The organism is Streptomyces sp. NPDC055239, assembly GCF_053606205.1.
The window spans coordinates 262,345-288,394 of sequence record NZ_JBSGRD010000006.1; the positions used below are offsets into that span (position 1 = coordinate 262,345).

The window sequence follows — 26,050 nt, forward strand, 5'->3', positions numbered from 1 at the left end:
AAGGTGTCCAAGGTGCCTACTGCAACCAGGGGATCAGATGTCCAGGCCCACGTATCGAGGAGCGCTAGACCCACGTGTCCAGGATCATTCGGGCCCGCCAGGAATCGATGGGAATGGCCTGGCCGGTATAGATCGGCCAGAACCAGACGAAGTTCCAGATGATCAGGAGTACGAGGACGCCCGATGCCGCCGCGCCCACGACCCGCCGACGCTCGCTCGACCCCGGCGGACCCAGGATCGCGCCGATCATCATCGCCACGGCCAGACACAGGAACGGAACGAAGACGACGGCGTAGAAGAAGAAGATCGTCCGCTCCTGGTACATGAACCACGGCAGATAACCCGCCGCGATCCCGCACACGATCGCGCCCGCCCGCCAGTCCCTGCGGAACACCCAGCGCCACAGCACGTAGAGCAGCGCGAACGCCCCGGCCCACCACAGCATCGGAGTGCCGAGCGCGAGGACCTCGCGGGCGCACTTCCCGGCGGTGCCGGAGGGGCAGCCGTCCTTGCCGGGCAGCGGTGACTCGTAGAAGTACGAGACGGGGCGGCCGTCGACGATCCAGCTCCACGGGTTCGACTGGTAGGTGTGCGGCGAGGAGAGCCCCACGTGGAAGTCGTAGACCGCGTGTTCGTAGTGCCACAGGCTGCGCACCCAGTCCGGCAGGAGCGTGAAGGAGCCGCCCTTGCCGTCCGTCGCGGCCCAGTCGCGGTAGTAGCCGCCCGTGCCGTCCGTCGGGGAGAGGATCCAGCCCAGCCAGGACAGGACGTACGTGCCGATCGCGACCGGCACCGTCGAGACGAACGCCGGGAACACGTCCCGCTTCAGGACCGCGCGGTAGGGGCGCACCGCACCGGCTACGCGGCGGCCGCCCACGTCCCACAAGACGGTCATCAAGCAGAAGAAGACCATGATGTACAGGCCGTTCCACTTGGTCCCGAAGGCGAGCCCGAGGCAGAGCCCGGCCGCCCAGCGCCACGGCCGCCAGCCGAGGCGCAGGGTCTCGGCGACGTGCGCGTCCGGGCGCACCGTTCCGCTCTCGTCCCTCGGCAGAGCGTCCGCGAGCTTCTCCCGCGCCTTGTCCCTGTCGATGAGGAAGCAGCCGAACGCGGCGAGCACGAAGAACATCAGGACCTGGTCGAGCAGCGCGGTGCGGCTCATCACGAAGTGCAGCCCGTCCACCGCGAGCAGACCGCCCGCCAGGCACCCCAGGAACGTGGAGCGGAACAGACGCCGCCCGATCCGGCACAGCATCAGGACCGACAGGGTGCCGAGCAGCGCCGTCATGAAGCGCCAGCCGAAGGGGTCGAAGCCGAAGAGCCACTCGCCGATGCCGATGACGTACTTGCCGACCGGCGGATGCACCACGTACGCGGCGTCCGTGGGGATCTTGATGCCCGACCCCTGCTGCAGGACGGTGTCGTTGACCTTGTCGGGCCAGTTGACCTCGAAGCCCCGGTGGATCAGCGCCCAGGCGTCCTTGGCGTAATACGTCTCGTCGAATATCACGGCCTTCGGGCTGCCGAGATTCCAGAACCGGGTGAGCCCCGCGACGAACGTGATCAGCAGCGGACCGATCCATCCTGACCACCGGGCCAGTTGATCGGCGTTCTGCTTCGGCATCCCGATCGACGCCCACAGCCGCGGGCTCGGTTCGGTGTACGGAGGCACGAGCCGGGCCCGGACACCGGCCGTGGGCCGCGCCACATATCCGAAGCGGCGCAGCCTGTGCTGCCACGACGGCTGCTGCTCCTCGGCTGCCTGGCCCTGGCGGGTGTCCGGGGAAGACGCGGTACTGGTCACCGCGCCATCGTAGGGAACGCGACTGTGTGAGTCCCGCCCCCTGGCCCCTGCGAGGATGGATGGGTGACAGGAAGCACTGATTCCCCCGGAAACCCGTCCCCCGGAACCCTCGTTCTCGCGGGCACGCCGATCGGTGATGTCGCGGACGCTCCGCCGCGGCTCGCCGCCGAGCTGGAGTCGGCCGATGTCGTGGCCGCCGAGGACACCAGGCGGCTGCGCAGGCTCACCCAGGCACTCGGCGTGCAGGTGGGCGGGCGGGTCGTCTCGTACTTCGAGGGCAACGAGAGCGCGCGCACGCCCGATCTCGTCGAGGCGCTGGTGGGCGGCGCGCGGGTGCTGCTCGTGACGGACGCCGGGATGCCGTCGGTGTCCGACCCCGGGTACCGGCTCGTCGCCGCCGCCGTGGAGAAGGACATCCGGGTCACCGCCGTACCGGGCCCCTCAGCCGTGCTTACCGCGCTCGCGCTCTCGGGGCTCCCGGTGGACCGCTTCTGCTTCGAGGGGTTCCTGCCGCGCAAGGCCGGCGAACGGCTCTCGCGGCTGCGCGAGGTGGCCGATGACCGTCGCACTCTCGTCTACTTCGAGGCACCGCACCGTATCGACGACACCCTCGTCGCGATGACGGAGGCGTTCGGCGAAGAGCGCAGGGCGGCCGTCTGCCGCGAGCTGACCAAGACGTACGAAGAGGTCAAGCGCGGTTCGCTGAAGGAGCTCGCCGAGTGGGCTGCCGACGGCGTACGCGGGGAGATCACCGTCGTCGTCGAGGGCGCACCGGAGAAGAACCCGGGTGAACTGGGCCCTGACGAGCTGGTGCGCAGGGTGCGGGTGCGCGAGGAGGCGGGGGAGCGGCGCAAGGAGGCGATCGCGGCCGTCGCAGCCGACGCGGGGCTACCCAAACGCGAGGTGTTCGATGCGGTCGTAGCGGCAAAGAATGCGGCTCAGGCCGCCCCATCGGACAGCAAAGGAGTGTCGTAAAAGGCAAAGCGTGGGCCGTGCACCGAGCCTGAAGGCTATGGAAAGGCCAAATCGGCTTCAACTGTCGACAGGTCTGATGCGCTCGCTCCGGGAAAGGCGTCCACTGGTCAAAGGGACGCACCCGTCCCCACGCTTCCGGCCGGGAGGAAATCCCCGTTCCGGAAGCGCTTGTCCAGCGGACAAGAGGAGCTGGCATGAGTGAGATCGCCGACACCGGTCACCACCACACCACGGCGTCCAACGCGATACCCGCGGCACCTGCGACAACCAACGTTCACGAGTCGTACGCCTTCGCCTGTATGCGCTGCGGGCACGGCTGGGAACAGTCTTACGAGATCGAGCATCACGTCGACGCCAAGGGCAAGGAATTCGTGATGTACGTGGCGGACGGCCTTCATGTGCCGTCGCCCCTGACCCGGCCGACGTGTTCGAACTGCGACGGACATGTCGTACGGATCATGCGGGCCGGGCAGGTGTCGTCGGTGCTCAATCTGATGCAGCGGCATCACGGGCCGCGCGGGACGGCGGAAGCCTCCGGGGGCGGGGGCGGGGGCGGGAACGAGGCTGCCGAACCCCGTGAGCCCAAGCAGCACCACTGGCATCTGTCGGCGCTGCTGCATCCCTTCCACCACCGCAAGGCGAGCTGACGTCCCCTTCGTAGGATCGGGGCATGCCTTCCTCTTCCAAAGACGCCGACGCCAAGAACGCCGCGCCGCCGCTGCCCGAACCCCTTCGGGTGGCGGTCGCCGACTCCCACACCCACCTCGACATGCAGTCGGGGACGGTGGACGAGGGGCTCGCCAAGGCCGCGGCGGTCGGCGTGACGACGGTCGTGCAGGTGGGCTGCGACGTCGCGGGTTCGCGCTGGGCGGCTGAGACGGCCGCCGCGCACGAGAGCGTGCACGCCACCGTCGCCCTGCACCCCAACGAGGCGCCGCGCATCGTGCTCGGCGACCCCGACGGCTGGTCCCGGCAGGGCGCGCGCGAGGCGGGCGGCGAGGGGGCGCTCGACGCCGCGCTCGCCGAGATCGACGTGCTCGCCGCGCTGCCGCAGGTCAAGGGCGTCGGCGAGACCGGGCTCGACTACTTCCGCACCGGGCCCGAGGGCAAGGCCGCCCAGGAGCGGTCCTTCCGCGCCCACATCGAGATCGCCAAGCGGCACGGCAAGGCCCTGGTCATCCACGATCGCGAGGCGCACGAGGACGTGCTGCGGGTCCTGAAGGAGGAGGGGGCTCCGGAGCGGACCGTCTTCCACTGCTACTCGGGCGACGCGGCGATGGCCCAAGTGTGCGCGGAGAACGGGTACTTCATGTCCTTCGCGGGCAACATGACCTTCAAGAACGCGCAGGGTCTGCGGGACGCGCTGGCCGTCGCCCCGCTCGAACTCGTGCTCGTGGAGACCGACGCGCCCTTCCTCACGCCCGCTCCCTACCGCGGACGGCCTAACGCTCCGTATCTCATTCCGGTCACATTGCGGGCCATGGCCGAGGTGCGCGGTATCGACGAGGACGCCATGGCCGAGGCGATCTCGGGCAATACGGCGCGCGCGTTTGATTACTGACGAATAACGCCCGAAACCCTCCCGAACCCGTTGTTTGCGGGTGCCGTCGCGACACTGCGTAGCCGCGCTGCTTTGGAGAGTGACGGTTGCTCCGCTAGGTTCTGGTCCGCCTCGCCCGATCCGGACCAGAACGAGAACGCTGGAGCGTCGTCGTGAGTCATGCGCCGCAGTACGAGACGTCTTATGGGGGCGGGACGGCCTATGAGCCGGAGTTTGCGCTTGGTCCTGAGCTCGAGTTTGAGCCTGAGCTGGGGGCTGAGTTTGAGCCTGAGCTGGGACCTGAGCTGGGGCCTGAGTTGGGGCCTGAGCTGGGGCCGGGGGATCACTTTCCCCGGCAGGCCACCGGGTCCGCTCCCGACGGCGGGCGGGCCGAGGCGCGGCGGGCCGCTCGGCGGAAGAAGACGAAGCCGCGGGCGGACGGGCGGTCGAGTCCGCGGACGAAGGCTTCGTCGGAGCGGCCCGACGCGCTGCGGCGGCTCTTGCCGCAGGCGCTGGTCGTCGCCTTTCTCGCGGGCGGCACCTCTGCCTTCGTCGCCAACGACAAGGCCGTGGAGCTGAGCGTCGACGGCGAGACGCGGACCCTGCACACCTTCGCGGACGACGTGGGTGAGCTGCTCGAGGACGAAGGCGTGGACTTCGGCACGCACGACATCGTGGCGCCGACCGCGAACACCGCCCTGGCCAGCGGCGACGAGATCGCCGTCCGCTACGGGCGGCCGGTCAAGCTCACCCTCGACGGCCAGCGGCGCGAGGTGTGGACGACGGCGCACACGGTGGACGGCGCGCTGCGCCAGCTCGGGGTGCGGGCCGAGGGCGCCTATCTGTCGGCCTCGCGGAGCAGGCGGATCGAGCGGGGCGGCCTCGATCTGGACGTACGGACCGAGCGCACCGTGACGATCATGGCGGACGGGCGTGAGCGGACCATCCGTACGAACGCGGCGACGGTGGGGGAAGCGGTCCAGGAGTCGGGGCTCACCCTGAACGGCCAGGACACGACCTCCGTCCCGCCCGACAGCTTTCCGCGCGACGGGCAGACGGTCACCGTCATGCGGATCTCCGGGCACAAGGAGGTGCGGGACGAGGCGATTCCGTTCGACGTGCGGCGTACGCACGATCCGGAGCTCTTCACCGGTACGGAGGTCGTGGAGCGGCAGGGTCACCAGGGGACCCGGCGGGTCACGTACGCGCTGCGGACGGTCAACGGCGTCAAGCAGAAGCCGCGGCGGGTGCGGGCGGAGGTCGTGCGTGAGCCGCAGACGCAGATCGTGAAGGTGGGCACGAAGCAGCGGCCCAGTTCGGTGGAAGGGGCGGAGGGGCTGAACTGGGGGTCGCTCGCGCACTGCGAGTCGGGGGGTCGTCCTAACGCGGTGGACGCTTCTGGGACGTACGGGGGGCTGTACCAGTTCGATACGCGGACGTGGCAGGGGCTCGGCGGGTCGGGCCGCCCGCAGGACGCTTCCGGGGAGGAACAGACGTTCCGGGCGAAGAAGCTGTATGTGCATCGGGGGGCCAGTCCTTGGCCCCATTGTGGGGGGCGGCTGTAGGGGGCTGGTCCTGCGGTGCGGGTTCGGTTGTGGGGCGGGGCCGCGCCGGGATGTCCGTCCTCGCCATCCGCTGGTGGGCGCCTTTTCGCTTCGGCGGGGGAGTGCTGAGTACCGTGCTCCGGGCGGAAATCCCGACACGTCCCCTCACGTCTCGATGCCGACTGCGGGTGGGGGGTGGCTTCTCGCCCTCTGTTTGTCCGTCCAGGGGTGGGTGCGGGGCAATCGGGCGGGTGGGCGGGAGAGCTTGTTCGTTCGGGGGGAGATGCGGGTGATCGGGCGGGTGGGTGGGGAGGGCTGTTCGTTCAGGAAGGTGCGGGGGGATCGGTGACGGTCCAGGCCCAGGGGCCAGGGCACGTAACCTGGGGGCGTGAGTAACAGTGAGCCCGGGGCCCTGCTGGGCGCCGCCGACATCCGAGAACTGGCCGCTGCCTTGGGCGTACGCCCGACCAAGCAGCGGGGCCAGAATTTCGTCATCGACGCCAACACCGTCCGCCGCATCGTCCGCACCGCGGAGGTCGGGCCCAAGGACGTGGTCGTCGAGGTCGGGCCGGGGCTCGGCTCGCTGACCCTCGCGCTGCTCGACACCGCGGACAGCGTCATCGCGGTCGAGATCGACGACACGCTCGCCGCGGCGCTCCCGGCGACCATCGAGGCAAGGCTCCCGGCGAAGGCCGACTCCTTCGCGCTCGTGCACAGCGACGCCATGCTCGTACGAGAGCTGCCGGGCCCCGCCCCGACCGCACTGGTCGCCAACCTCCCGTACAACGTCGCCGTGCCGGTCCTGCTGCACATGCTCGACACCTTTCCCAGCATCGAGCGCACGCTCGTGATGGTGCAGGCCGAGGTCGCCGACCGCCTCGCCGCCGATCCGGGCTCGAAGGTGTACGGCGTGCCGTCCGTGAAGGCGAACTGGTACGCCGACGTGAAGCGCGCCGGATCCATCGGGCGCAACGTCTTCTGGCCCGCGCCGAACGTCGACTCGGGCCTCGTCTCGCTGGTCCGGCGGGCCGAGCCGGTCAAGACCACCGCGTCGAAGAAGGAAGTCTTCGCCGTCGTCGACGCGGCCTTCGCCCAGCGCCGCAAGACCCTGCGGGCCGCCCTCGCCGGATGGGCGGGCTCCGCGGCAGCCGCGGAGGCGGCGCTCGTCGCCGCCGGAGTCTCGCCGCAGGCGCGGGGCGAGGCGCTGACGGTGGAGGAGTTCGCGCGGATCGCCGAGCACAAGGGAGCGGGCGCGTGAGCCAGAGCGTGACCGTACGGGTTCCCGCCAAGGTCAATGTTCAGCTCGCTGTGGGTGCCGCGCGTGCTGACGGGTTCCATGACCTTGCCAATGTCTTTCTCGCCGTCGGGCTCTACGACGAAGTCACCGTGACGGCTGCTGATCAGCTGCGGGTGACCTGCTCGGGGCCCGATGCCGATCAAGTGCCTCTCGATCGTACGAACTTGGCGGCCAAGGCGGCGGAGCTGCTCGCCGCGCGCCATGGACGTACGGCCGACGTGCACATCCACATCGCCAAGGACATCCCCGTCGCGGGCGGCATGGCAGGCGGCAGCGCCGACGGCGCGGGCGCCCTCGTGGCGTGCGACGCGCTGTGGGGGACCGAGGCGTCGAGGGGTGAACTCCTTGATATTTGCGCCGAGTTGGGCAGTGACGTGCCGTTCAGTCTGGTGGGCGGCGCGGCCCTCGGCACGGGGCGGGGGGAGAAGCTGGAGGTCCTTGAAGTCGGTGGGGACTTTCATTGGGTGTTCGCCGTGGCCGACGGCGGGCTCTCCACGCCCGCTGTCTATCGCGAGTTCGACCGGCTGACCCCGGACGCCCCGGCTCCGAAGGCGTCGGCCGGGTTGCTCGACGCCCTGCGCAAGGGAGACGTCGAGGCGCTCGCCGGTGCCGTCACCAATGATCTTCAGGCCGCGGCTCTCTCCCTGTTCCCCTCGCTCGCCGACACCCTCGCCGCGGGCACCGGCGCGGGCGCCCTGGCCGCGCTCGTCTCCGGCTCCGGGCCGACGACGGCGTTCCTGGCAGCGGACGCCGAATCCGCCCGGGGGATCGCCGAAGCCCTCGCGGCCTCCGGCACCTGCCGCACGGCCCGGGTCGCGGACTCACCCGCGCCGGGCGCCGCGGTGCTGTAGGTACACCGGAGCGGGCGAGGGTCGTCCCGGGCGGGCGACTACGCTGGAGTTCGATCGATCCCCTTCCCTGGAGCGTTAATGGCCGTCAACCTGGTCAATGTCGAGGCAGTCAGCAAGGTGTACGGCACACGTGCCCTGCTCGACGGTGTCTCCCTCGGCGTGTCCGAGGGGGACCGGATCGGCGTCGTGGGGCGCAACGGAGACGGCAAGACGACCCTCATCCGGATGCTCGCCAAGCTGGAGGAGGCCGACTCCGGGCGGGTCACGCACAACGGCGGGCTTCAGCTCGCCGTGCTGACCCAGCACGACTCCCTCGACCCCGAGGCCACCGTCCGGCACGAGGTCATCGGAGACCTCGCCGACCATGAGTGGGCCGGCAACGCCAAGATCCGGGATGTGCTCACTGGTCTCTTCGGTGGGCTTGACATGCCTGGGTTTCCGCAAGGGCTCGACACCGTCATCGCGCCGCTCTCCGGTGGCGAGCGGCGGCGTATCGCGCTCGCCAAGCTGCTCATCGGCGAGCCCGACCTGATCGTGCTCGACGAGCCCACCAACCATCTCGACGTCGAGGGCATCGCCTGGCTCGCCGAGCACCTGCGGACGCGGCGCTCGGCGCTCGTCTGCGTCACGCACGACCGCTGGTTCCTCGACCAGGTGTGCACGCGCATGTGGGACGTACAGAGCGGGTCTGTTTTCGAGTACGAAGGCGGTTACTCCGACTACGTCTTCGCCCGTGCCGAGCGTGAGCGCATCGCGGCCACCGAGGAGACCAAGCGCAAGAACCTGATGCGCAAGGAGCTCGCCTGGCTGCGGCGCGGAGCCCCCGCCCGCACCAGCAAGCCGCGCTACCGCATCGAGGCCGCGAACGAACTCATCGCCGATGTGCCGCCGCCCCGGGACAGCAGCGAGCTGATGAAGTTCGCGACGACCCGGCTCGGCAAGACCGTCTTCGATCTGGAGGACGTGACCGTCCAGGCCGGGCCCAAGGTGCTGCTCAAGCACCTGACCTGGCAGCTCGGTCCCGGCGACCGCATCGGTCTGGTGGGAGTCAACGGCGCCGGCAAGACCTCGCTGCTGCGGGCGATGGCCGAGGCGCAGCGCTCCGACGGCGACGTACAGCCCGAGGCCGGGCGGGTGGCCGTCGGCAAGACCGTGAAGCTGGCCTACCTCTCGCAGGAAGTGACCGAACTTCCCCCGACGCTGCGGGTGTTGCAGGCCGTGCAGCAGGTGCGCGAGCGGGTCGACCTCGGCAAGGGCCGGGAGATGACCGCGGGGCAGCTCTGCGAGACGTTCGGGTTCAACAAGGAGAAGCAGTGGACGCCCGTCGGCGATCTGTCCGGTGGTGAGCGGCGGCGGCTCCAGCTTCTTCGGCTCCTCATGGACGAGCCGAACGTCCTCTTCCTCGACGAGCCGACGAACGATCTTGATATTGAGACGTTGACGCAGTTGGAGGACGTTCTCGACAGCTGGCCCGGGTCGATGGTCGTGATCTCCCACGACCGGTTCTTCCTGGAGCGCACCACCGACAAGGTGTTCGCGCTGCTCGGCGACGCCACGATGCGGATGCTGCCGCGCGGCATCGACGAGTACCTGGAGCGGCGCAAGCGGATGGCGGCGGCCGGCACTCCGGCGGCCCCCCTCGCCGACCCGTCCCTCGCATCCGCCGGGTCCGCCGCACCGGCCGCCGCGCAGAAGGCGGTCTCCTCCGCCGACGCCCGCGCCGCGAAGAAGGAACTCCAGAAGATCGAGCGGCAGCTGGACAAGATGTCCACGAAGGAAACGTGGCTGCACGCCCAAATCGCCGATAACGCCACCGACTTCGGAAAGGTGGCCAAATTGGACGCCGAGTTGCGCGAACTCGTCAGCGAGCGCGACGAGTTGGAAATGCGCTGGCTGGAGCTTGCGGAGAGCGCGTAGAGGTCTCGTAACAGACGTATCACAGGCCGGTCCTCCCTTGGGAACAGGGGATGGACCGGCCAGTTGTGCTAAGGGGCCAGGGTGATAGAAAGGTCCGCCTGAGCACCGCTTGGCGTGCCGAAAATCAGTGAAGGGGGAAGCGCTGATGACTCAGCCGCCCAACCAGCCGCCGTCCGGCGGCTTCGGAGCACCGCAGGATCCGAATCAGCCACCCGCGCCGCAGCCACCGGGCCAGCCGCCGCAGATGCCTGCCCAGCCGCCGCAGGGCCCGTCGGCCCCGCAGACTCCGCCGTCCGGCGCCCCGCAGGCACCGCCCGCGACCCAGCCCGGTTACGGCTACCCGCAGACTCCGCCCGCGCCGCAGCCGAGTTACGGATACCCGCAGCAGCCCGGACCGTACGGCCAGCCCACGCAGCCCGGTCAGCCCGGACCGTACAACCAGCCCACGCAGCCCGGTCAGCCCGGTCCCTACGGCCAGCCCACGCAGCCGGGCCAGCCTGGTCCCTACGGCGCCCAGCCGCAGTACGGCTACCCGCAGCAGCAGTACCCCGGCGGCCCCGGCATGCCCGGCACCCCGCCCGGCGGTGGCGGCAAGAACCCGTTCAAGGGCAAGCCCGGCCTGATCGTGGCGGCCGTGGCGGCCGGTGCGCTCGTCATCGGCGGCGTCGCCTGGGCGGTCGTCGGCGGCAACGACGACGACCCCAGCAAGAAGAAGCCCCTGGCCAACGGGACCAACGACCCGAAGAACAGCTCCGCCCCTGCCAACCCGGGCGACGGCGACGGCGACGGCCAGGGAGAGCGGGACGACCTCAACGCGGGCCGTCAGCCCGGCGAGTCGAAGGTGCTCTTCTACAAGGAAGCGCCCAAGGTGCCCGGTTCCGGCGCCGACGCCAAGGGCATGTGGATCAAGGACGACATTGCCGCCAAGGCCGCGTACAAGGAGATCTCCGCCTACGACGTCAACACGGGCAAGACCGCCTGGCCGACGATCAAGTTCCCGCAGAAGATCTGTGGCACGACCCCGCAGGCGACGGACGACAACAAGATCGTCGTCGCGTTCAAGGACGGGCAGAAGGACGACTCCAAGTGCAGCCAGATCCAGATCGTCGACCTGAAGACGGGTGACAAGGGCTGGTTGAAGCCGGTCAAGGAGGAGGGGCTCTTCGACATGTCCCTCAGCATCGACCTCTCCATCACCGGCGACACGGTGATGGTCGGCCGCTCCCAGTCCGGCACGGCGCTGCGCATCAGCGACGGCAAGCAGCTCTTCGTCGCCGACAAGAAGGACCCGGGCACCTGCTTCCCCAGCGGCTTCGCCGGTGGCAAGAAGATGCTCGTGGCCTACTCGTGCGGGGCGAGCTCGCCCACCGAGCACGACGAGCTGCAGCAGATCGACCCGAAGACCGGCAAGGCCGTGTGGACGAAGGAGTTCCCCAAGGGCTGGCGGATCGGGCGGATCTACTCCGAGAGTCCCACGATCGTGTACCTCACCAATGAGGACAAGAAGAAGTGGAACATCACCACGCTGAAGCCCAACAGCAGCGCGACCCGCTCCGAGGTCGCCGTCGAGGAGAAGTTCGCGCCCGAGTGTGACGGTTCGTCCTTCCTCGGCGGCAGTCTGCAGGGCTGCCTGGGCGCCACGACCGACGACAAGAACCTCTACCTGCCGACCGAGGCGACGTCCGGCGCCAACGAGGTCGTGGCGATCAGCCTCGCCACCGGCAAGGAAGCCTGGCGCGTCAAGTCGCCGCTTGAGGAATCGATGCTGCCGATCAAGGTCGACGGCGACGCGGTCATCGGATACGTCCAGCCGTCGTACGACGCCGGTGGTCAGATCGTGTCGATCCCGATCTCGGGCTCGCACAAGCCGAAGACGCTCCTGAAGAACCCCTCGGGGACCTCGGAGATCGAGGACGGCTTCTACTCGAAGGCGGTCGACTACGTGGACGGTCGCTTCTACATCTCCACCACGCGGCTCTCGGGCAGCTCGAAGGGCCAGGAGAAGCTGATGCTGGCCTACGGCAAGTGATCTTTCCCGTCGGGCAAGTCGCCCTCTTCGCCGCTAGTTCATCTCTTCTCGTCCCCAAGGAATCGACGTCATGACCCAGCCGCCTCAGCCGCCCAACGAGCCCCCGCAGGGCGGGTTCGGCGCTCCCCAGGACCCCCCGCCCGGCGGTTTCGGCGCGCCTCAGGACCCGCCGCCGCAGGGCTTCGGCAAGGCTCCCGAGCCGAACCCGAACCCGAATCCGAACCCGTCGTACGGCTACCCGCAGACCCCGCCGCCGCCGCAGACGCCGCCTCCGCCGCCGCAGGGCCAGCCCAACTACGGCTACCCCCAGGCACCGCAGGCCCCCCAGGCCCCCGGCCAGCCCCAGGGCTACGGCTACCCGGGTCAGCCGCCGGCTCAGCAGTACGGCCAGCAGGCTCCGTACAACCAGCCGACCCAGCCGTACGGCCAGCAGGCCCCCTACGGCCAGCAGCCGCCCTACGGCGCCTACCAGCAGCAGCCCGGCACCATGCCGATGGCACCGCAGGCAGCGCCCGGCGGTTCGGGCGGCTCGAAGTTCAGCGGCCAGATGAAGATCATCGTCGCGGCGGTCGTCGCGATCGCCGTGATCGTCGGCGTCGGCGTCGTCTACGCCATGAACTCGGGCGACAAGGACGACCCCGAGGTCAGCTCCGCGGGCCCGACCGGCGGCAAGGGCGGCGAGGACGAGAAGGGCGGCGGCGAGCAGGGTCCGAGCGGCCCCGGCACGGAGAAGGTGCCGAGCAGCACCAACGCCACGGTCTCCATGCAGCTCCCGCAGCCCGAGGTGCCCAAGGACGACGTCTGGAGCGTCAAGGGCTCCTGGCTCACCGGCGACATCTACGCCAAGGCGGGCGTCAACGAGATCGTCGGCTACAACGCGACCGACGGCAAGGAGAAGTGGACGCTGCCCCTTGCCGGCCAGACGTGCGCGAGCTCGCGCGAGGTCACCAAGGACGGCATCGCCGCGGTCGCCTACGAAGACGGCAAGCGCGCCAAGAAGGGCGACCACAAGACCTGCTCGCAGATCTCCGCGGTCGACCTGACCGACGGCAGGAAGCTCTGGACGGAGACCATCGACGAGGGCAGCTCGGACGCCCGGATCGAGGAGCTCACCATCAGCGGCAGCACCGTCGCCGCCGGTTCCAGCGCGGGCGGCGCCGCTTTCGAGATCACCAAGGGCAAGCACCTCTGGGAGCCCACCCCGGGCGACAAGTGCCAGGACCAGGGCTACGCGGGCGGCGAGCAGCTCGTCGCCGTCCAGAAGTGCGGTGACTACGGCGACGAGAAGCTGAAGATCCAGCTCCTCAACTCCGCGACCGGCAAGGTCAAGTGGACCTACCCGGTGACGCCGGGCATCGACAACGCCAAGATCATCTCGACCCGCCCCGTGGTCTACGGCCAGGACACCCAGGAGATCACCGCGAGCGGCGTCACGGACGTCTTCTCGATCAACGACAAGGGCACTCTCCGTGCCAAGATCTCGCTGCCCGACGGCAAGTACGACCACGACTGCGAGGTCAACGTCGTCTACGCCTGCACCGCTCTCGCCGTCGGCAACGACAAGCTCTACGTCCCGACCCGTCAGCACGACGGCGGCGGTGACGGCTACAGCCAGACGAACGAGATCATCTCCTTCTCGCTGGAGACCGGTAAGTCCACCGGCGACCGTGCCGACGCGGGCAAGGACGGCGAGATGTTCCCGATCCGCATGGACGGCGGCAACATCCTGGCGTACAAGGACGCGACGTACGAGAAGGGCGCCCAGGTCGTCTCGCTCAACGGCAAGACGATGAAGGAGACCAAGCTCCTGGAGACCCCCGCGGACGATTCCGTGGGCAGTGCGATCAGCAGCATGGTGCCGAAATCGAACGAACTGCTCTACGGCGACGGCAAGCTGTACCTCGGCAAAGAGCTGATCAGCAAGCCGTACTCGAAGGACGACAAGGAGTACACGGCCCTGGGATTCGTCGCCCAGTAGCCCTGTGACCTCCGCATACGCGGCGGACGGCCCCGTTCCTCAAAAGGAGCGGGGCCGTTCGGATTTCCGGTGTGCTATTCCGTACGCATGTGCCCCCCATCACCCGTCCATGGCCGGGATTTGGGCATTCCGCGCCGCTTCTCACCGGTAGGGGGCGCGCGACGTCGAACAAGCGTGTAGCTTCCGGGGCATGAGTGGGTGCGGGGCCGGGGGGCCCTCGATCCGTGGGGGTTCCGTGGGGAAAACTGGGGGGTTGCTCGATGGGTGTGCGACTCATGGTGGTCGACGACCACCGACTGCTCGCCGAGGCGCTCGCCTCGGCCTTGAAGCTGCGTGGTCACCGGGTGCTCGCCGCGGCCGCGCCCGCGGCCGGGGCGGCCGAACTGGTCATCAGCAGGGCCCCCGAGGTCTGCCTGCTCGGCACGGCGACGCCCGCCGAGGCCGGAATGTTCGATCCGGTGGTGAAGATCAAGCGGGAGCGCCCGCAGGTCGCCGTGGTGGTGCTCGGCCCGGTGCCCAGCCCGCGCGGCATCGCCGCGGCCTTCGCCGCGGGGGCTTCGGGATACGTACGCCATGACGAGCGCATCGAAGGCGTCGAGCGCGCCATCATGAAGGCGCGGGCGGGCGAGGCGGCCGTCGCCCCGCAGCTGCTCCAGGGCGCGTTCAGCGAACTGCTCAATCCGGCGGCGCAGCCCGACGACGAGGGGCAGCGACTCCTTCAGATGCTGACGCCGCGCGAGGTCGAGGTCCTGGTGCGGGTCGCGGACGGCGAGGACACCCGTCTGATCGCCGCCGGGATGGGCATAGCGCCCAGCACGGCGCGTACGCACGTGCAGCGCGTCCTGATGAAGCTCGGCGTCGGATCCCGCCTGGAGGCCGCGGCCCTCGCCGCGCGGACCGGGCTTCTGGACCGCGCCGAACGGCCCGTGCCCGCCTACGCGAACGACGTGGAGACGCCGACGGGGCCCGAGTCACCGGCGCAGTGAACACCGGCGCGGTGAACTCGGGCCCCGTCAGGGGTTGCCTGGGTGTTACTCGTCCTCTCCCGGCTCCTCGCTGGGCTGCACCGTGGGGCGCAGCCACAGCCAGCCGAGGAAGAAGAGGCCGAGCGCCAGCATGGCCAGGCCCGTCCACAGGTTGATGTTGATGTCCTCGGCCTTCTTCATGTCGGCGTCGGACGGGGAGATTCCGGCGATCGTCACGATGACTCCGTAGACGACGAACAGACCGCCGATGATCCGCCGGATGTCGAAGAGGCGTGCCGCCGTGGCGGACTTGCGCTCCAGCTCGGAGACTTCGTCGTGCAGTTCAGAGTTGTGCGACTCAGAGTTGTGCGGCTCAGACATGTTCTTCCAGACCTCCGATCGGACTTAGAGCGAGTACGGCAGGTAGCAGAGCGCGGCGAGCACGATCGCTCCCCAGCCGAGCAGCGCGGGCTTGCGGTACCAGGCGTCGTCGCCCTCGGCGGGCGGCTCCTCCAGGCCCGGCGAGGCCGTGCCGTAGACCAGACCGGCCAGTTCGGCCTCCGGCTTGGGCGCGGTGAAGAGCGTGACCACGACCATCACCACGGCGCCCGCGACGAAGCCGACGATCGCCGAGACGAAGTTGGCGCCCTGGTCGGTCGGGATGTCGATGACGCCCTGCTTGTAGATGTAGAAGTAGTTGATCATCGCGGCGGTCGTGCCCGCGACCAGGCCCCAGACACCGGACTTGACCGAGGCCCGCTTCCAGAACATGCCGATGATGAAGACCACGAACATCGGGACGTTGAAGAAGGAGAACAGCGTCTGGAGGTAGCCCATGATGTTCGAGAACGACGAGGCGATGAAGGCCGTTCCGACGGAGGCCAGGACGCCGATCGCGGTGATCCAACGGCCGAACTTCAGGTAGTAGGCATCCGGCTTGTCCGTCTTCACGTACTTGGCCCAGATGTCGTACGTGAAGACGGTGTTGAAGGACGACACGTTCGCCGCCATGCCCGCCATGAACGCCGCGAGCAGACCGGTCACCGCGATGCCGAGCACGCCGTTGGGCAGCAACTCCTGCATCAGGTAGGGGATCGCGTCGTTGTACGTCAGGTCCGAGCCCGCCGTGCCGATCTTCGGGACGAGTACGGCCGCGACCAGGCCCGGGATCATCACCAGGAAGACGATGAAGATCTTCGGGAAGGCGGCGATCAGCGGGGTGCGCTGGGCGGCGGAGAGGTTCTTCGCGGACAGGGCGCGCTGCACCTCGGCGAAGTTGGTCGTCCAGTAGCCGAACGAGAGCACGAAGCCGAGGCCGAGGATGATCGTCAGCCAGTTCGCGCCCAGCGGGTTGGCGTCACCGATGCCGGTGCCGCCCCACGCGCTCATGAAGTCCGAGCCGTGCGACTTCTCGATCGAGCCGGAGAGCCCGTCCCAGCCGCCGACCTTCTTCAGGCCGATGACGCAGATCGGGATCAGGGCCGCCAGGATCACGAAGAACTGGAGGACCTCGTTGTAGATCGCCGAGGAGAGCCCGCCGATCGTGATGTACGCGAGGACGAAGAAGCCGGCGACCACGATCGCCACCCACTGCGGCCAGCCGAGGAGCGCCTCGACGACGATCGACAGGGCGTAGAGGTTCACGCCCGCGATGAGGATCGCGGCGAACGCGAAGAGCGCCGAGCTGAGCAGGTGCGCCGACTTGTCGAAGCGCTGGAGCAGGTACTCGGGGACCGAGCGGACCTTGCTGCGGTAGTAGAACGGCATCATCACGAGGCCGAGGAAGACCATCGCTGGGATGGCGCCGATCCAGTACCAGTGGACGACCGCGACGCCGTACTGGGCGCCGGTCGCGGCCATGCCCAGGATCTCGGTGGCGCCGAGGTTCGCGGCGACGAACGCGAGGCCGGTCACCCAGGCGGGCAGTGAACGGCCCGAGAGGAAGAAGTCGAGACTGGTCTTCACGGAGCGCCGGGCGGCGAAGCCGATGCCTAGGACGACGGCGAAGTAGATCGCGAGGATCGCGTAGTCGAGGCCGTTGGTGGGCAGCCGAAGCCCCTCGGCCAGGGTCTGTGTGGGGGACTGCATGGGGAACTCGCTTCGTTGCGCGAACTGATCAGACCGGAACCTACGCTTCTCGGTTCAATAACTGAAGACTTCTTTTGGTGTTCTTTGTTTGATTGTGATCGGACCGGTTCCAGTCAGGTGCCGCGCGAGGTGTCGCGCTCGGCATTGACGATGCTGTTGCCTTGTGATTTGTTATGTTCGGTTATGTTGGGTGTGGGTGTTGGTGAGGAGCCCCGGACGTGAAGAAGACCTCGACCCGTCTCGCAGACGGTCGTGAGCTCATCTACTACGACTCGCGTGACGACGCCGTGCGCGGCGCCGTCGACAAGAGGCCCCTGGACCCCATCTCCACCACATCGGAGATCCGCAGGGACCCGCTGCTCGGCGACGCGGTGGCCATCGCCTCGCACCGCCAGGGCCGCACCTACCACCCGCCGGCCGACGAGTGCCCGCTCTGCCCGTCCGACGGCGAGCGCCTGAGCGAGGTCCCCGACTCCTCGTACGACGTGGCGGTCTTCGAGAACCGCTTCCCCTCGCTCGCCGGGGACGCCGGACGGTGCGAGGTCGTCTGCTTCACCTCCGACCACGACTCGTCCTTCGCCGACCTCACCGAGGAACAGGCCGGACTCGTCCTGGAGGCGTGGACGGACAGGACCGCCGAGCTCTCGCACCTGCCCTCCGTACAGCAGGTGTTCTGCTTCGAGAACCGCGGCGCCGAGATCGGCGTGACCCTGGGCCACCCGCACGGCCAGATCTACGCCTACCCCTTCGTCACCCCGCGTACGTCCCTGATGCTGAGGTCGCTCGCCGCGCACAAGGAGTCGACGGGCCGCAACCTCTTCGACGACGTCGTGGCCGACGAGACGGCCGGCGAGCGCGTGGTCCTGGAGGGCGAGCACTGGGTGGCGTTCGTCCCGTACGCCGCGCACTGGCCCTACGAGGTGCACCTCTACCCCAAGCGCCGCGTCGCGGACCTGCTCGGGCTCGACGAAGCGGCACGCACAGAATTCCCCAAGGTCTATCTGGAACTGTTGAGGCGCTTCGACCGGATCTTCGGCGAGGGTGAAGGCGGGACCGAGGGCGGGACCAAGGGCGGGACCAAGAGGGAGGCGCTCACTCCGTACATCGCGGCGTGGCACCAGGCGCCCTTCGGCCCGCTGGATGAGCACGAAGGGGTCAATAGGGACGACTTCGCGCTCCACCTCGAGCTTTTCACCATTCGCCGCACTTCGGGCAAGCTGAAGTTCCTCGCGGGTTCCGAATCCGGCATGAGCGTGTTCATCAACGACGTGCCGCCGGAAGCCGCGGCCCAGCGACTGCGAGAGGTAGCGAGTTCATGAGCGGTAAGTACCTGGTCACCGGCGGGGCGGGCTATGTGGGAAGCGTGGTGGCCCAACATCTGATCGAGGCCGGGCACGAGGTGACCGTCCTCGACAACCTCTCCACCGGATTCCGCGAAGGCGTCCCGGCCGGTGCGAAGTTCATCGAGGGCGACATCCGCGATGCCGCCAAGTGGCTGGACTCCTCCTACGACGCCGTGTTGCACTTCGCCGCCTTCTCGCAGGTCGGCGAGTCCGTCGTGAAGCCCGAGAAGTACTGGGACAACAACGTCGGCGGCACGATGGCGCTGCTCGCCGCGATGCGCGACGCGGACGTGCGCAAGCTGGTGTTCTCCTCCACTGCGGCGACATACGGCGAGCCGGTCAGCACCCCCATCACCGAGACGGACCCGACCGCTCCGACGTCTCCCTACGGCGCGTCCAAGCTGGCCGTCGACCACATGATCACCGGCGAGGCCACCGCCCACGGACTCGGTGCAGTGTCCCTTCGCTACTTCAACGTGGCGGGCGCGTACGGCGAGCAGGGCGAGCGGCACGACCCCGAGTCGCACCTGATCCCCCTCGTCCTCCAGGTCGCGCAGGGCAAGCGTGAGGCCATCTCCGTCTTCGGCGACGACTACCCGACCCCGGACGGCACCTGCGTCCGCGACTACATCCACGTCGCGGACCTCGCGCAGGCGCACCTCCTCGCGGTCGAGGCGGCCACCTCCGGAGAACACCTGATCTGCAACCTCGGCAACGGCAACGGCTTCTCCGTGCGCGAGGTCATCGAAACCGTCCGCCAGGTCACCGGACACCCGATCCCCGAGGTCATGGCCCCGCGCCGCGGCGGCGACCCGGCGGTCCTCGTCGCGTCCGCGGCCACCGCGCGGGAACGGCTCGGCTGGAATCCGACCCGCGCGGACCTCGCGGGCATCGTCGCCGACGCATGGGCGTTCGCCCAGCGCTGAGCAGGGGTTGAAGGGGAAGAACTGATGGACGTAGTGGGGCAGTTCGCCGAGCTGTACGGGTATGAGCCGGACGGGGTCTGGTCGGCGCCGGGCCGGGTCAACCTCATAGGCGAGTACACGGACTTCAACGAGGGCTTCGTGATGCCGCTCGCGCTGCCGCACACCGCGGTGGCGGCCGTGGCGCGCCGCACCGACGGCGTCCTGCGGCTCCACTCGGCGGACATCGACGCACCGGTCGCCGAACTGCGCGTCGACGAGCTGACACCTCTGTCGAAGTACGGTCAGGGCGGCTGGGCCGCCTACCCGGCGGGCGTGGTGTGGGCGCTGCGGGACGCGGGCCACGCGGTCCTCGGGGGCGCCGACATCCACCTGGCCTCGACCGTGCCGACGGGGGCGGGCCTCTCCTCATCGGCCGCCTTGGAGGTCGTCACGGCACTCGCCCTGAACGACCTGTACGAACTCGGCCTCGACGCACCGAGGTTGGCGGTCATCGCCCAGCGCGCCGAGAACGCCTTCGTCGGTGTGCCGTGCGGCGTGATGGACCAGATGGCATCCGCGTGCGCCACGGAAGGCCACGCCCTGCACCTGGACTGCCGCGACCTGACGACACGGCAGGTCCCCTTCGACCTCGCCGCGCACGGGCTTCAGCTCCTCGTCGTCGACACCCGGGTCAAGCACGAGCTGGGCGACGGGGCGTACGCCGAGCGGCGCGCCGGATGCGAGGAGGGGGCGCGGATCCTGGGCGTCTCCCACCTGCGGGACGTTCCGTACGCGGAACTCACCGCCGCCCTGGAGAAGCTGACGGATGCGGACGAGAAGATCAGTCGCTACGTGCGCCACGTCGTGTCGGACGATCACCGGGTGGAGCAGGTCATCGGCCTGCTCGACGCGGGCGACGTACGGGCGATCGGCCCCGTCCTGACCGAGGGGCACGTCTCGCTGCGGGACGATCTGCGCATCTCCTGCGACGAGTTGGACCTGGTGGTGTCATCCGCGAACGCGGCCGGGGCGATCGGATCCCGGATGACCGGGGGCGGCTTCGGCGGCTCGGCCGTCGTCCTCGTGGAAGAGGTGGACGCGGAGCCGGTGACGAAGTCGATCCTGGAGGCGTTCACCTCCTCGGGCCACACGACCCCGCGGGTGTTCCCGGCGGTGCCTTCGGCGGGGGCGCGCCGCCTGGCGTGACGGGGTTGTTCACCAACTCCCCGGTGACTGAAGCGGGCTGGGACCGGCGCGAACCGTATACGGGATCCGCGCCGGGCCCCTCGTGACCGCGTCGCATCAGGCCAATCTCTTCGTCAGGGTGAACTCTTTCGCCCCTTGCGGGTAATCCGGGATCACCGACACCACGTCGTACCCCTGACCGCGGTAGAACCCCGGAGCCTGGAAGTCCCATGTCTCCACGCGGGAGTTGAGACAGTCCCGCTCCTCCCGCGCGATGCGCTCCGCCTCGGCGAGCAGCTGGGCGCCGAGTCCGGCTCCCTGGTGGTTCTCGCTGACCCAGAGGTGGTTCACGTGGAGCCAGCGGCCCCAGGTGTGTCCCGCGAGGCCGCCGACCAGGCCTTCGTTACGTTCCATCAGCCATACGGCCAGCGGGACTTCACGGTCCTGCGGGGTGCCGCGCAGGGCGCGGATCACGGGTGACGCGGCGTTGTTCGCTTCCTGGAGCCGGGCAAGGAGCAGAGCGGACCGATCTTTGTCGACTCCTGTCTCAATACGAAACATACGGCTCACCATAAACGCGCTGGCCAGTCAGTTCTGTAAATTACCTTCCGCTCCTGCCGTCCGGCCCTACTCTGAGTGGCAGTGCCGGTGGGGGCCGGTACTGATCAGGGGGCGAGACAGTCGGGTACGACGCCCGGCGATGGGGGTAGCAGTCACAGCTCGGCGGCGGCCGAGCGGCTGCGGCGATCCCCGTTCCAGGTGTCGTACCCGCACCGTACGTCCTCCGACGTCGGGGTATCCCCTGCTCTCTGCGGAGAGCCTGGGGGAGGGGGTTTTTCAGTGGTTCGTATCCGAGTCCTGGTCGTCGACGACCATCGCATCTTCGCCGAGTCGCTCGCAGCGGCACTGGCGGCGGAGCCCGACGTCGACGTGTCCGCGGCGGGCAGCGGCCCCGCCGCACTGCGCTGCCTTGAGCGGGCCATAGCCGAGGGGCGCAGGTATGACGTGCTGCTCGTCGACGCCGATCTCGGCGCGTCCGCGAACGCCATGCAGGGCGTCCGGCCCGCGCCTTCGGTGCAGGAGGGCAACGCGGACGGTCTGGTCGACGGCATCTCGCTCGTGGCCGGAGTCCGCTCCGGCCAGCCGATGGTCCGTACGGTCGTGCTCGCCGAGAAGGACGACCCGCGCCGGGCCGCCCTCGCGCTCCAGGCGGGCGCGTCGGGCTGGGTCGCCAAGGACTGCTCGCTTTCCCGGCTCCTTACGGTCATCCGGGGGGTGCTGCGGGAGGAGACCCATCTGCCGCCCGCGCTGCTCACCGGCGTCCTGCGCGAGCTGACGGCGGCCCGCAAGCACCGCACGGAATCCGAGCGCCTGGTGGAGTCCCTGACTCCGCGCGAGCGCGAGGTGCTTCGCTGCATGGTGGCCGGGCTCGGCCGCAAGGCGGTGGCGGAAAGGCTGTTCCTCTCCCCGCACACGGTGCGTACGCACATGCAGAACGTGCTGGGGAAGCTGGGCGTCCACTCCACGCTCGCGGCCGTCGCCCTTGCGCGCAGGGCCGGGGTGGGTCCTGTCGACCTAGCCGGGGATGTTGTCGAACGGGGCGGTCAGCTGGCGTAGCAGCGCGGCGAGTTCGCCGCGCTGTCCGCGCGAGAGTTCGGCGAGGATCGCCCGCTCCTGCTTGAGGAGTCCGGCGAGGGCCTGGTCGGCGCGGTCCTGCCCTTCACCGGTAAGGCGCACGAGCACGCCCCGCCGGTCGCTGGGGTCGGGAAGGCGCTCGACGAGGCCCTTCTTCGCGAGCCTGTCGATGCGGTTGGTCATCGTGCCCGACGTCACCAGGGTCTGGGTCAGGAGCTGTCCGGGGGAGAGCTGATAGGGCGCGCCCGCGCGCCGCAGCGACGTCAGTACGTCGAACTCCCACGGCTCCAGATTGTGCTCGGAGAACGCGAGCCGACGAGCCCTGTCGAGATGCCGCGCGAGCCTGCTGACACGGCTGAGCACCTCGAGTGGTTCCACGTCGAGGTCAGGGCGCTCTCGGCGCCATGCTGCCACCAGCCGATCGACCTCGTCCTCCATGGCGATCAGTGTAGGGGATCTGTCGACATGAAGTCTCTTGACGTCAAGATACTTCGGGGTCGAGGATGGCGATACGACGTCCGTGGCGCCCGTACGAAGGCGACATGACGCCGGTACGAAGCTTAGGCACGAGGTCCGTGTCCAGAGGAGGCCCACCCATGTCCGCCGCCCCCAGTCCCAGCCCCAGCTCTGCGCCCACTTGGGATCCGGGTCAGTACCTGCGTCACTCCGGTCACCGGGCCCGCCCCTTCGTCGACCTGCTGGCCCGCATCCCCGAACTCCCTGTCGCCGACGGCCGTGCGCCCCGCATCGCCGACCTGGGCTGCGGCCCCGGCAACGTCACCCGCCTCCTCGCCGAACGCTGGCCCACGGCGCACGTCACCGGCTTCGACAACTCCCCGCAGATGCTGGAGCGGGCCGAACGGCTCGCGGGCCCCACGTCCGGCGGTGGCCGCCTGGACTTCGACGCGGCGGACGCGTCGAACTGGGTGCCGCCCGAGGGGACGTACGACCTGATCCTGTCCAACGCGACGCTCCAGTGGGTGCCTGACCACGCGGACTCCTTTCCTGCCTGGGTGGCGGCGCTGGCCCCCGGCGGGACGTTCGCCCTCCAGGTCCCCGGCAACTTCGACGCCCCGAGCCACGTCCTGATGCGGGAGCTGAGCGAGTCGCCGCGGTGGCGGGACAGGCTCGGCGGGCGGCTGCGCCACGCGGACGCGGTGCTCTCGCCGACGGCCTATCTGGAGCGGCTCGTCTCGCTGGGGTGCGGCGAGGTGGACGCGTGGGAGACGACGTACCTGCACCTCCTTGAGGGGGATGACCCCGTCCTGGACTGGGTGAAGGGGACGGGCCTTCGTCCGGTCCTCTCGGCGCTCGCCGATGACGCGGAGGCGAGGGAGGGGTTCCTCTCCGAGTACCGGGAGCTGCTTCGCAAGGCGTACCCGGTGGGGGCGGGCGGCACGGTCTTCCCCTTCCGCAGGGTGTTCGCGGTGGCACGGCGAAAGGGCTGACCTCTCATGCCCCTGACATCCATCGACCACGTCCAGCTGGCGGCTCCGCCGGGGAGCGAGGGGCTGCTGCGGGCGTTCTACTGCGGGGTGCTCGGCATGACGGAGGTGCCCAAGCCGGGGGTCCTTGCCGCGCGGGGCGGGTGCTGGTTCTCGGCGGGGGCGGTGCGGCTGCATCTCGGCATCGAGGCGGACTTCCGCCCCGCGCGGAAGGCGCATCCGGGGCTGCGGGTGCGGGGCATCTCCGCGTACGCGGAGCGTTTCTCTTCGCGGGGTGTGCCCATCACCTGGGACTACGCCCTGCCGGGACACCGGCGCTTCTACGCGGACGACCCGGTGGGCAACCGGCTGGAGTTCTTGGAGCGGGAGCCACTGCTGGAGCCGGAACCGGATTTCCCGCGGGAGCCGGAGCCGGAGCCGGGGCCGGAGTCTGCGTCGCAGCCTGGGCGGGAGACCGGGCCGGTGTCGCGGCCCTTGCCGCCGCCTCAGCCCTCGCACTGAACCGCCGCTTCGCGGCGGATGTCTCCCACCCACCCACCCGATTACCCGGGGTCATGGGTGGGTGGGCGGGTAAAAATCCGCCGCGAAGCGGCGGGCTTGAAGGGCGGAGCGCAGAAAGGCGCCCGCCCAAAGCTCCGCGCAGCGAGGCGCAGGCACCGCAGGGCGCCCATCCAAAGCCGCGCCCGCGAGGCGAGGGCACCGCCGGGTGCGCCCACAGCCCCGCGCCACAGTGGGCACCGCACGGTGCGAGCCCGGGAGCCCGTGCCACCCGTACCCAGGCGGGCGTCAGCTCTTACGGTGCCCTATCAGCCGCGGCTTCGGCTCCAGACCGTCCAGCCCGTGCCACGCCAGATTCACCAGATGCGCCGCCACCTCCGCCTTCTTAGGCTTGCGTGCGTCCAGCCACCACTGGCCCGTCAGGGCCACCATGCCGACCAGCGCCTGCGCGTACAGCGGGGCCAGTTTCTGGTCGAAGCCGCGGGTCTTGAACTCCTGGCCCAGGATGTCCTCCACCTGCGTCGCGATGTCCGAGATCAACGAAGCGAACGTGCCTGTCGACTGGGCCACCGGCGAATCGCGGACCAGGATGCGGAAGCCGTCCGTGTACGTCTCGATGTAGTCGAGGAGAGCGAACGCCGCCTGTTCGAGCAGCTCGCGCGGATGCCCCGCCGTCAGCGCCCCCGTAACGCCGTCGAGCAGTGCCCGCATCTCGCGGTCCACCACCACCGCGTACAACCCCTCCTTGCCGCCGAAGTGCTCGTACACGACGGGCTTGGAGACGCCGGCCTTCGCCGCGATCTCCTCCACCGACGTGCCCTCGAAGCCCTTGGCGGCGAAGAGAGTGCGGCCGATGTCCAGCAACTGCTCCCGGCGCTCGGCACCCGTCATCCGGGTCCGGCGCGCACGCCGGGGCTGCTTCTCTTTGCTGGAGGGGCTGGAATTGCTGGAGTCGGTCGCCACGTCGTCAATCATGCCGCGCCGACGGTCTTCTGTTTCCGGCGGGCGTCGATCCGCGACTGTGACGGCCACCGCACATCCGTCGCCCAGCCCAGTTGCTCGCACCAGCGGATGATCCGCGCCGACGAGTCGACCTGCCCCTTCAGCACACCGTGCCGCGCCGACGTCGGATCGGCGTGGTGGAGGTTGTGCCAGGACTCGCCGCAGGACAGGACGGCCAGCCACCACACGTTGCCGGAGCGGTCACGCGACTTGAAGGGGCGCTTGCCCACCGCGTGGCAGATCGAGTTGATCGACCAGGTGACGTGGTGGAGCAGAGCGACCCGGACGAGCGAGCCCCAGAAGAACGCCGTGAAAGCGCCCCACCACGACATCGTCACAAGGCCGCCGACCAGCGGCGGGATCGCCAGCGACAGGATCGTCCACAGGAGGAACTGGCGCGAGATGAGACGGATCGCCGGGTCCTTGATCAGATCCGGCGCGTACTTCTCCTGCGACGTCTGCTCCTCGTCGAACATCCAGCCGATGTGCGCCCACCACAGGCCCTTCATCAGGGCCGGGACCGTCTCGCCGAAGCGCCACGGCGAATGCGGGTCGCCCTCCGCGTCGGAGAACTTGTGGTGCTTGCGGTGATCCGCCACCCAGCGCACAAGGGGACCCTCCACCGCCATCGACCCCGCCACGGCGAGCGCGATCCGCAACGGACGCTTCGCCTTGAAGGAGCCGTGCGTGAAGTACCGGTGGAAACCGATCGTGATGCCGTGGCAGCCCAGGTAGTACATGAACACCAGCAGGCCAAGGTCCAGCCAGCTCACCCCCCAGCCCCAGACCAGCGGCACCGCCGCAAGGAGGGCGACGAACGGGACGATGATGAACAGGAGCAGCGCCATCTGCTCGACGGACCGTTTCTGCTCACCGCCGAGCGTCGCGGACGTGGACGCGAGAGAGGACGCCGGCGAGGCGTCGGTCGTCGATCGCGAAGCGTCTTCGATCACATCGGTGTCGGAATACGCATCGGAAGATGTCGGCATGGGCACGTCCCCTGTGGGGTCGAGGGTTGAGGGTCACGACGCGAGTGCGGCGGGCGCACG

Annotated in this window: 22 protein-coding genes and 1 pseudogene; 16 read left to right on the forward strand and 7 right to left on the reverse strand. The window is 69.3% G+C overall.

The annotated features are described in order from the left end of the window. Positions 1 to 64 precede the first annotated feature (64 nt). Positions 65 to 1,804 carry a dolichyl-phosphate-mannose--protein mannosyltransferase gene (locus ACWFRJ_RS21560; protein WP_453533045.1) on the reverse strand — a complete coding sequence of 580 codons (1,740 nt, stop codon included), beginning with the start codon at positions 1,802 to 1,804 and terminating at the stop codon, positions 65 to 67. A gap of 63 nt (positions 1,805 to 1,867) precedes the next feature. Between ACWFRJ_RS21560 and rsmI the strand changes: the two genes are divergently transcribed. The 10 genes from rsmI to ACWFRJ_RS21610 all read left to right on the forward strand — a co-directional run bounded on the left by rsmI (position 1,868) and on the right by ACWFRJ_RS21610 (position 14,921). Next, positions 1,868 to 2,779 (forward strand): 16S rRNA (cytidine(1402)-2'-O)-methyltransferase, encoded by a 912-nt coding sequence (gene rsmI, locus ACWFRJ_RS21565; protein WP_453533048.1) that lies wholly within the window; start codon positions 1,868 to 1,870, stop codon positions 2,777 to 2,779. A gap of 194 nt (positions 2,780 to 2,973) precedes the next feature. After that, a complete protein-coding gene (locus ACWFRJ_RS21570) occupies positions 2,974 to 3,426 on the forward strand; it encodes a hypothetical protein (RefSeq protein ID WP_453533051.1) in 453 nt (150 codons plus the stop codon). Positions 3,427 to 3,449: 23 nt separating this feature from the next. Beyond that, positions 3,450 to 4,340, forward strand: a complete 891-nt coding sequence (locus tag ACWFRJ_RS21575) for a TatD family hydrolase (protein ID WP_453533054.1) — start codon at positions 3,450 to 3,452, stop codon at positions 4,338 to 4,340. Positions 4,341 to 4,492: 152 nt separating this feature from the next. Then, positions 4,493 to 5,884, forward strand: a complete 1,392-nt coding sequence (locus ACWFRJ_RS21580; protein ID WP_453533057.1) for a ubiquitin-like domain-containing protein — start codon at positions 4,493 to 4,495, stop codon at positions 5,882 to 5,884. Between the two features lie 367 nt (positions 5,885 to 6,251). Beyond that, complete coding sequence (rsmA, locus tag ACWFRJ_RS21585; protein ID WP_453533059.1) at positions 6,252 to 7,121, forward strand: 16S rRNA (adenine(1518)-N(6)/adenine(1519)-N(6))-dimethyltransferase RsmA; 870 nt, start codon at positions 6,252 to 6,254, stop codon at positions 7,119 to 7,121. Beyond that, positions 7,118 to 8,011 (forward strand): 4-(cytidine 5'-diphospho)-2-C-methyl-D-erythritol kinase, encoded by an 894-nt coding sequence (locus ACWFRJ_RS21590; RefSeq protein WP_453533062.1) that lies wholly within the window; start codon positions 7,118 to 7,120, stop codon positions 8,009 to 8,011. Before rsmA ends, ACWFRJ_RS21590 begins: the two co-directional genes overlap by 4 nt. A gap of 78 nt (positions 8,012 to 8,089) precedes the next feature. Continuing rightward, positions 8,090 to 9,928: an ABC-F family ATP-binding cassette domain-containing protein gene (locus ACWFRJ_RS21595; protein WP_453533065.1), complete on the forward strand. Its 1,839-nt coding sequence runs from the start codon at positions 8,090 to 8,092 to the stop codon at positions 9,926 to 9,928. Positions 9,929 to 10,073: 145 nt separating this feature from the next. Beyond that, positions 10,074 to 11,957: an outer membrane protein assembly factor BamB family protein gene (locus ACWFRJ_RS21600; RefSeq protein ID WP_453533068.1), complete on the forward strand. Its 1,884-nt coding sequence runs from the start codon at positions 10,074 to 10,076 to the stop codon at positions 11,955 to 11,957. Positions 11,958 to 12,027: 70 nt separating this feature from the next. Beyond that, positions 12,028 to 13,935 (forward strand): outer membrane protein assembly factor BamB family protein, encoded by a 1,908-nt coding sequence (locus ACWFRJ_RS21605; RefSeq protein WP_453533071.1) that lies wholly within the window; start codon positions 12,028 to 12,030, stop codon positions 13,933 to 13,935. 260 nt (positions 13,936 to 14,195) lie between these two features. Then, on the forward strand, positions 14,196 to 14,921 hold the full coding sequence (locus ACWFRJ_RS21610; RefSeq protein WP_453533074.1) for a helix-turn-helix transcriptional regulator: 726 nt from the start codon (positions 14,196 to 14,198) through the stop codon (positions 14,919 to 14,921). Between the two features lie 45 nt (positions 14,922 to 14,966). Here ACWFRJ_RS21610 and ACWFRJ_RS21615 read toward each other — a convergent pair whose 3' ends face one another. Both ACWFRJ_RS21615 and ACWFRJ_RS21620 read right to left on the reverse strand, forming a co-directional pair. Next, on the reverse strand, positions 14,967 to 15,281 hold the full coding sequence (locus ACWFRJ_RS21615; RefSeq protein WP_453533076.1) for a hypothetical protein: 315 nt from the start codon (positions 15,279 to 15,281) through the stop codon (positions 14,967 to 14,969). A 24-nt stretch (positions 15,282 to 15,305) separates the two neighbouring features. After that, positions 15,306 to 16,988 carry a sodium:solute symporter family protein gene (locus ACWFRJ_RS21620; RefSeq protein WP_453533079.1) on the reverse strand — a complete coding sequence of 561 codons (1,683 nt, stop codon included), beginning with the start codon at positions 16,986 to 16,988 and terminating at the stop codon, positions 15,306 to 15,308. Positions 16,989 to 17,206: 218 nt separating this feature from the next. Here ACWFRJ_RS21620 and galT point away from each other — a divergent pair, with 218 nt between their 5' ends. From galT to galK, 3 genes are read left to right on the forward strand one after another with little or no spacing between them, the layout of a single operon-like run. Continuing rightward, the gene (gene galT / locus ACWFRJ_RS21625) at positions 17,207 to 18,307 is read left to right on the forward strand and encodes a galactose-1-phosphate uridylyltransferase (RefSeq protein WP_453533082.1); all 1,101 of its coding nucleotides are present in this window, start codon (positions 17,207 to 17,209) and stop codon (positions 18,305 to 18,307) included. Continuing rightward, on the forward strand, positions 18,304 to 19,257 hold the full coding sequence (gene galE / locus ACWFRJ_RS21630; RefSeq protein WP_453533085.1) for a UDP-glucose 4-epimerase GalE: 954 nt from the start codon (positions 18,304 to 18,306) through the stop codon (positions 19,255 to 19,257). The genes galT and galE overlap by 4 nt, the downstream gene beginning before the upstream one ends. A 24-nt stretch (positions 19,258 to 19,281) precedes the next feature. Then, positions 19,282 to 20,442, forward strand: coding sequence for a galactokinase (gene galK, locus ACWFRJ_RS21635; protein ID WP_453533088.1), 1,161 nt, complete (start codon positions 19,282 to 19,284; stop codon positions 20,440 to 20,442). Between the two features lie 96 nt (positions 20,443 to 20,538). Here the strand turns inward: galK and ACWFRJ_RS21640 are convergent, their stop codons facing one another. Continuing rightward, positions 20,539 to 20,994, reverse strand: a complete 456-nt coding sequence (locus ACWFRJ_RS21640) for a GNAT family N-acetyltransferase (RefSeq protein WP_453533090.1) — start codon at positions 20,992 to 20,994, stop codon at positions 20,539 to 20,541. A 267-nt stretch (positions 20,995 to 21,261) separates the two neighbouring features. Between ACWFRJ_RS21640 and ACWFRJ_RS21645 the strand changes: the two genes are divergently transcribed. Next, positions 21,262 to 22,038: a LuxR C-terminal-related transcriptional regulator gene (locus ACWFRJ_RS21645; protein ID WP_453533093.1), complete on the forward strand. Its 777-nt coding sequence runs from the start codon at positions 21,262 to 21,264 to the stop codon at positions 22,036 to 22,038. On the opposite strand, the gene tamR is transcribed toward ACWFRJ_RS21645, so the two are convergent. Then, positions 21,997 to 22,494: a MarR family transcriptional regulator TamR gene (gene tamR / locus ACWFRJ_RS21650; RefSeq protein WP_453533096.1), complete on the reverse strand. Its 498-nt coding sequence runs from the start codon at positions 22,492 to 22,494 to the stop codon at positions 21,997 to 21,999. The genes ACWFRJ_RS21645 and tamR overlap by 42 nt on opposite strands. Before the next feature lie 158 nt (positions 22,495 to 22,652). On the opposite strand from tamR, the gene ACWFRJ_RS21655 reads away from it, so the two are divergent. Next, positions 22,653 to 23,504 carry a trans-aconitate 2-methyltransferase gene (locus ACWFRJ_RS21655; RefSeq protein ID WP_453533099.1) on the forward strand — a complete coding sequence of 284 codons (852 nt, stop codon included), beginning with the start codon at positions 22,653 to 22,655 and terminating at the stop codon, positions 23,502 to 23,504. A 6-nt stretch (positions 23,505 to 23,510) separates the two neighbouring features. After that, positions 23,511 to 23,864 (forward strand): annotated as a pseudogene (locus ACWFRJ_RS21660) (glyoxalase); the annotation flags it as partial. A gap of 423 nt (positions 23,865 to 24,287) precedes the next feature. Here ACWFRJ_RS21660 and ACWFRJ_RS21665 read toward each other — a convergent pair. Both ACWFRJ_RS21665 and ACWFRJ_RS21670 read right to left on the reverse strand, forming a co-directional pair. Next, the gene (locus ACWFRJ_RS21665) at positions 24,288 to 24,974 is read right to left on the reverse strand and encodes a TetR/AcrR family transcriptional regulator (protein WP_383285354.1); all 687 of its coding nucleotides are present in this window, start codon (positions 24,972 to 24,974) and stop codon (positions 24,288 to 24,290) included. After that, positions 24,971 to 25,990 carry an acyl-CoA desaturase gene (locus tag ACWFRJ_RS21670; RefSeq protein ID WP_453533102.1) on the reverse strand — a complete coding sequence of 340 codons (1,020 nt, stop codon included), beginning with the start codon at positions 25,988 to 25,990 and terminating at the stop codon, positions 24,971 to 24,973. The genes ACWFRJ_RS21665 and ACWFRJ_RS21670 overlap by 4 nt, the downstream gene beginning before the upstream one ends. Between the last annotated feature and the right edge of the window lie 60 nt (positions 25,991 to 26,050).

Coding starts and splice junctions, on each gene's coding strand:
- ACWFRJ_RS21610 (WP_453533074.1), top strand. CDS start 14,196: ATGGGTGTGCGACTCATGGTGGTCGACGACCACCGACTGCTCGCCGAG.
- ACWFRJ_RS21670 (WP_453533102.1), bottom strand. CDS start 25,990: ATGCCGACATCTTCCGATGCGTATTCCGACACCGATGTGATCGAAGAC.
- ACWFRJ_RS21600 (WP_453533068.1), top strand. CDS start 10,074: ATGACTCAGCCGCCCAACCAGCCGCCGTCCGGCGGCTTCGGAGCACCG.
- ACWFRJ_RS21615 (WP_453533076.1), bottom strand. CDS start 15,281: ATGTCTGAGCCGCACAACTCTGAGTCGCACAACTCTGAACTGCACGAC.
- ACWFRJ_RS21655 (WP_453533099.1), top strand. CDS start 22,653: ATGTCCGCCGCCCCCAGTCCCAGCCCCAGCTCTGCGCCCACTTGGGAT.
- tamR (WP_453533096.1), bottom strand. CDS start 22,494: ATGGAGGACGAGGTCGATCGGCTGGTGGCAGCATGGCGCCGAGAGCGC.
- galK (WP_453533088.1), top strand. CDS start 19,282: ATGGACGTAGTGGGGCAGTTCGCCGAGCTGTACGGGTATGAGCCGGAC.
- ACWFRJ_RS21595 (WP_453533065.1), top strand. CDS start 8,090: ATGGCCGTCAACCTGGTCAATGTCGAGGCAGTCAGCAAGGTGTACGGC.
- galE (WP_453533085.1), top strand. CDS start 18,304: ATGAGCGGTAAGTACCTGGTCACCGGCGGGGCGGGCTATGTGGGAAGC.
- ACWFRJ_RS21575 (WP_453533054.1), top strand. CDS start 3,450: ATGCCTTCCTCTTCCAAAGACGCCGACGCCAAGAACGCCGCGCCGCCG.
- ACWFRJ_RS21640 (WP_453533090.1), bottom strand. CDS start 20,994: ATGGTGAGCCGTATGTTTCGTATTGAGACAGGAGTCGACAAAGATCGG.
- ACWFRJ_RS21620 (WP_453533079.1), bottom strand. CDS start 16,988: ATGCAGTCCCCCACACAGACCCTGGCCGAGGGGCTTCGGCTGCCCACC.
- ACWFRJ_RS21665 (WP_383285354.1), bottom strand. CDS start 24,974: ATGATTGACGACGTGGCGACCGACTCCAGCAATTCCAGCCCCTCCAGC.
- ACWFRJ_RS21570 (WP_453533051.1), top strand. CDS start 2,974: ATGAGTGAGATCGCCGACACCGGTCACCACCACACCACGGCGTCCAAC.
- ACWFRJ_RS21605 (WP_453533071.1), top strand. CDS start 12,028: ATGACCCAGCCGCCTCAGCCGCCCAACGAGCCCCCGCAGGGCGGGTTC.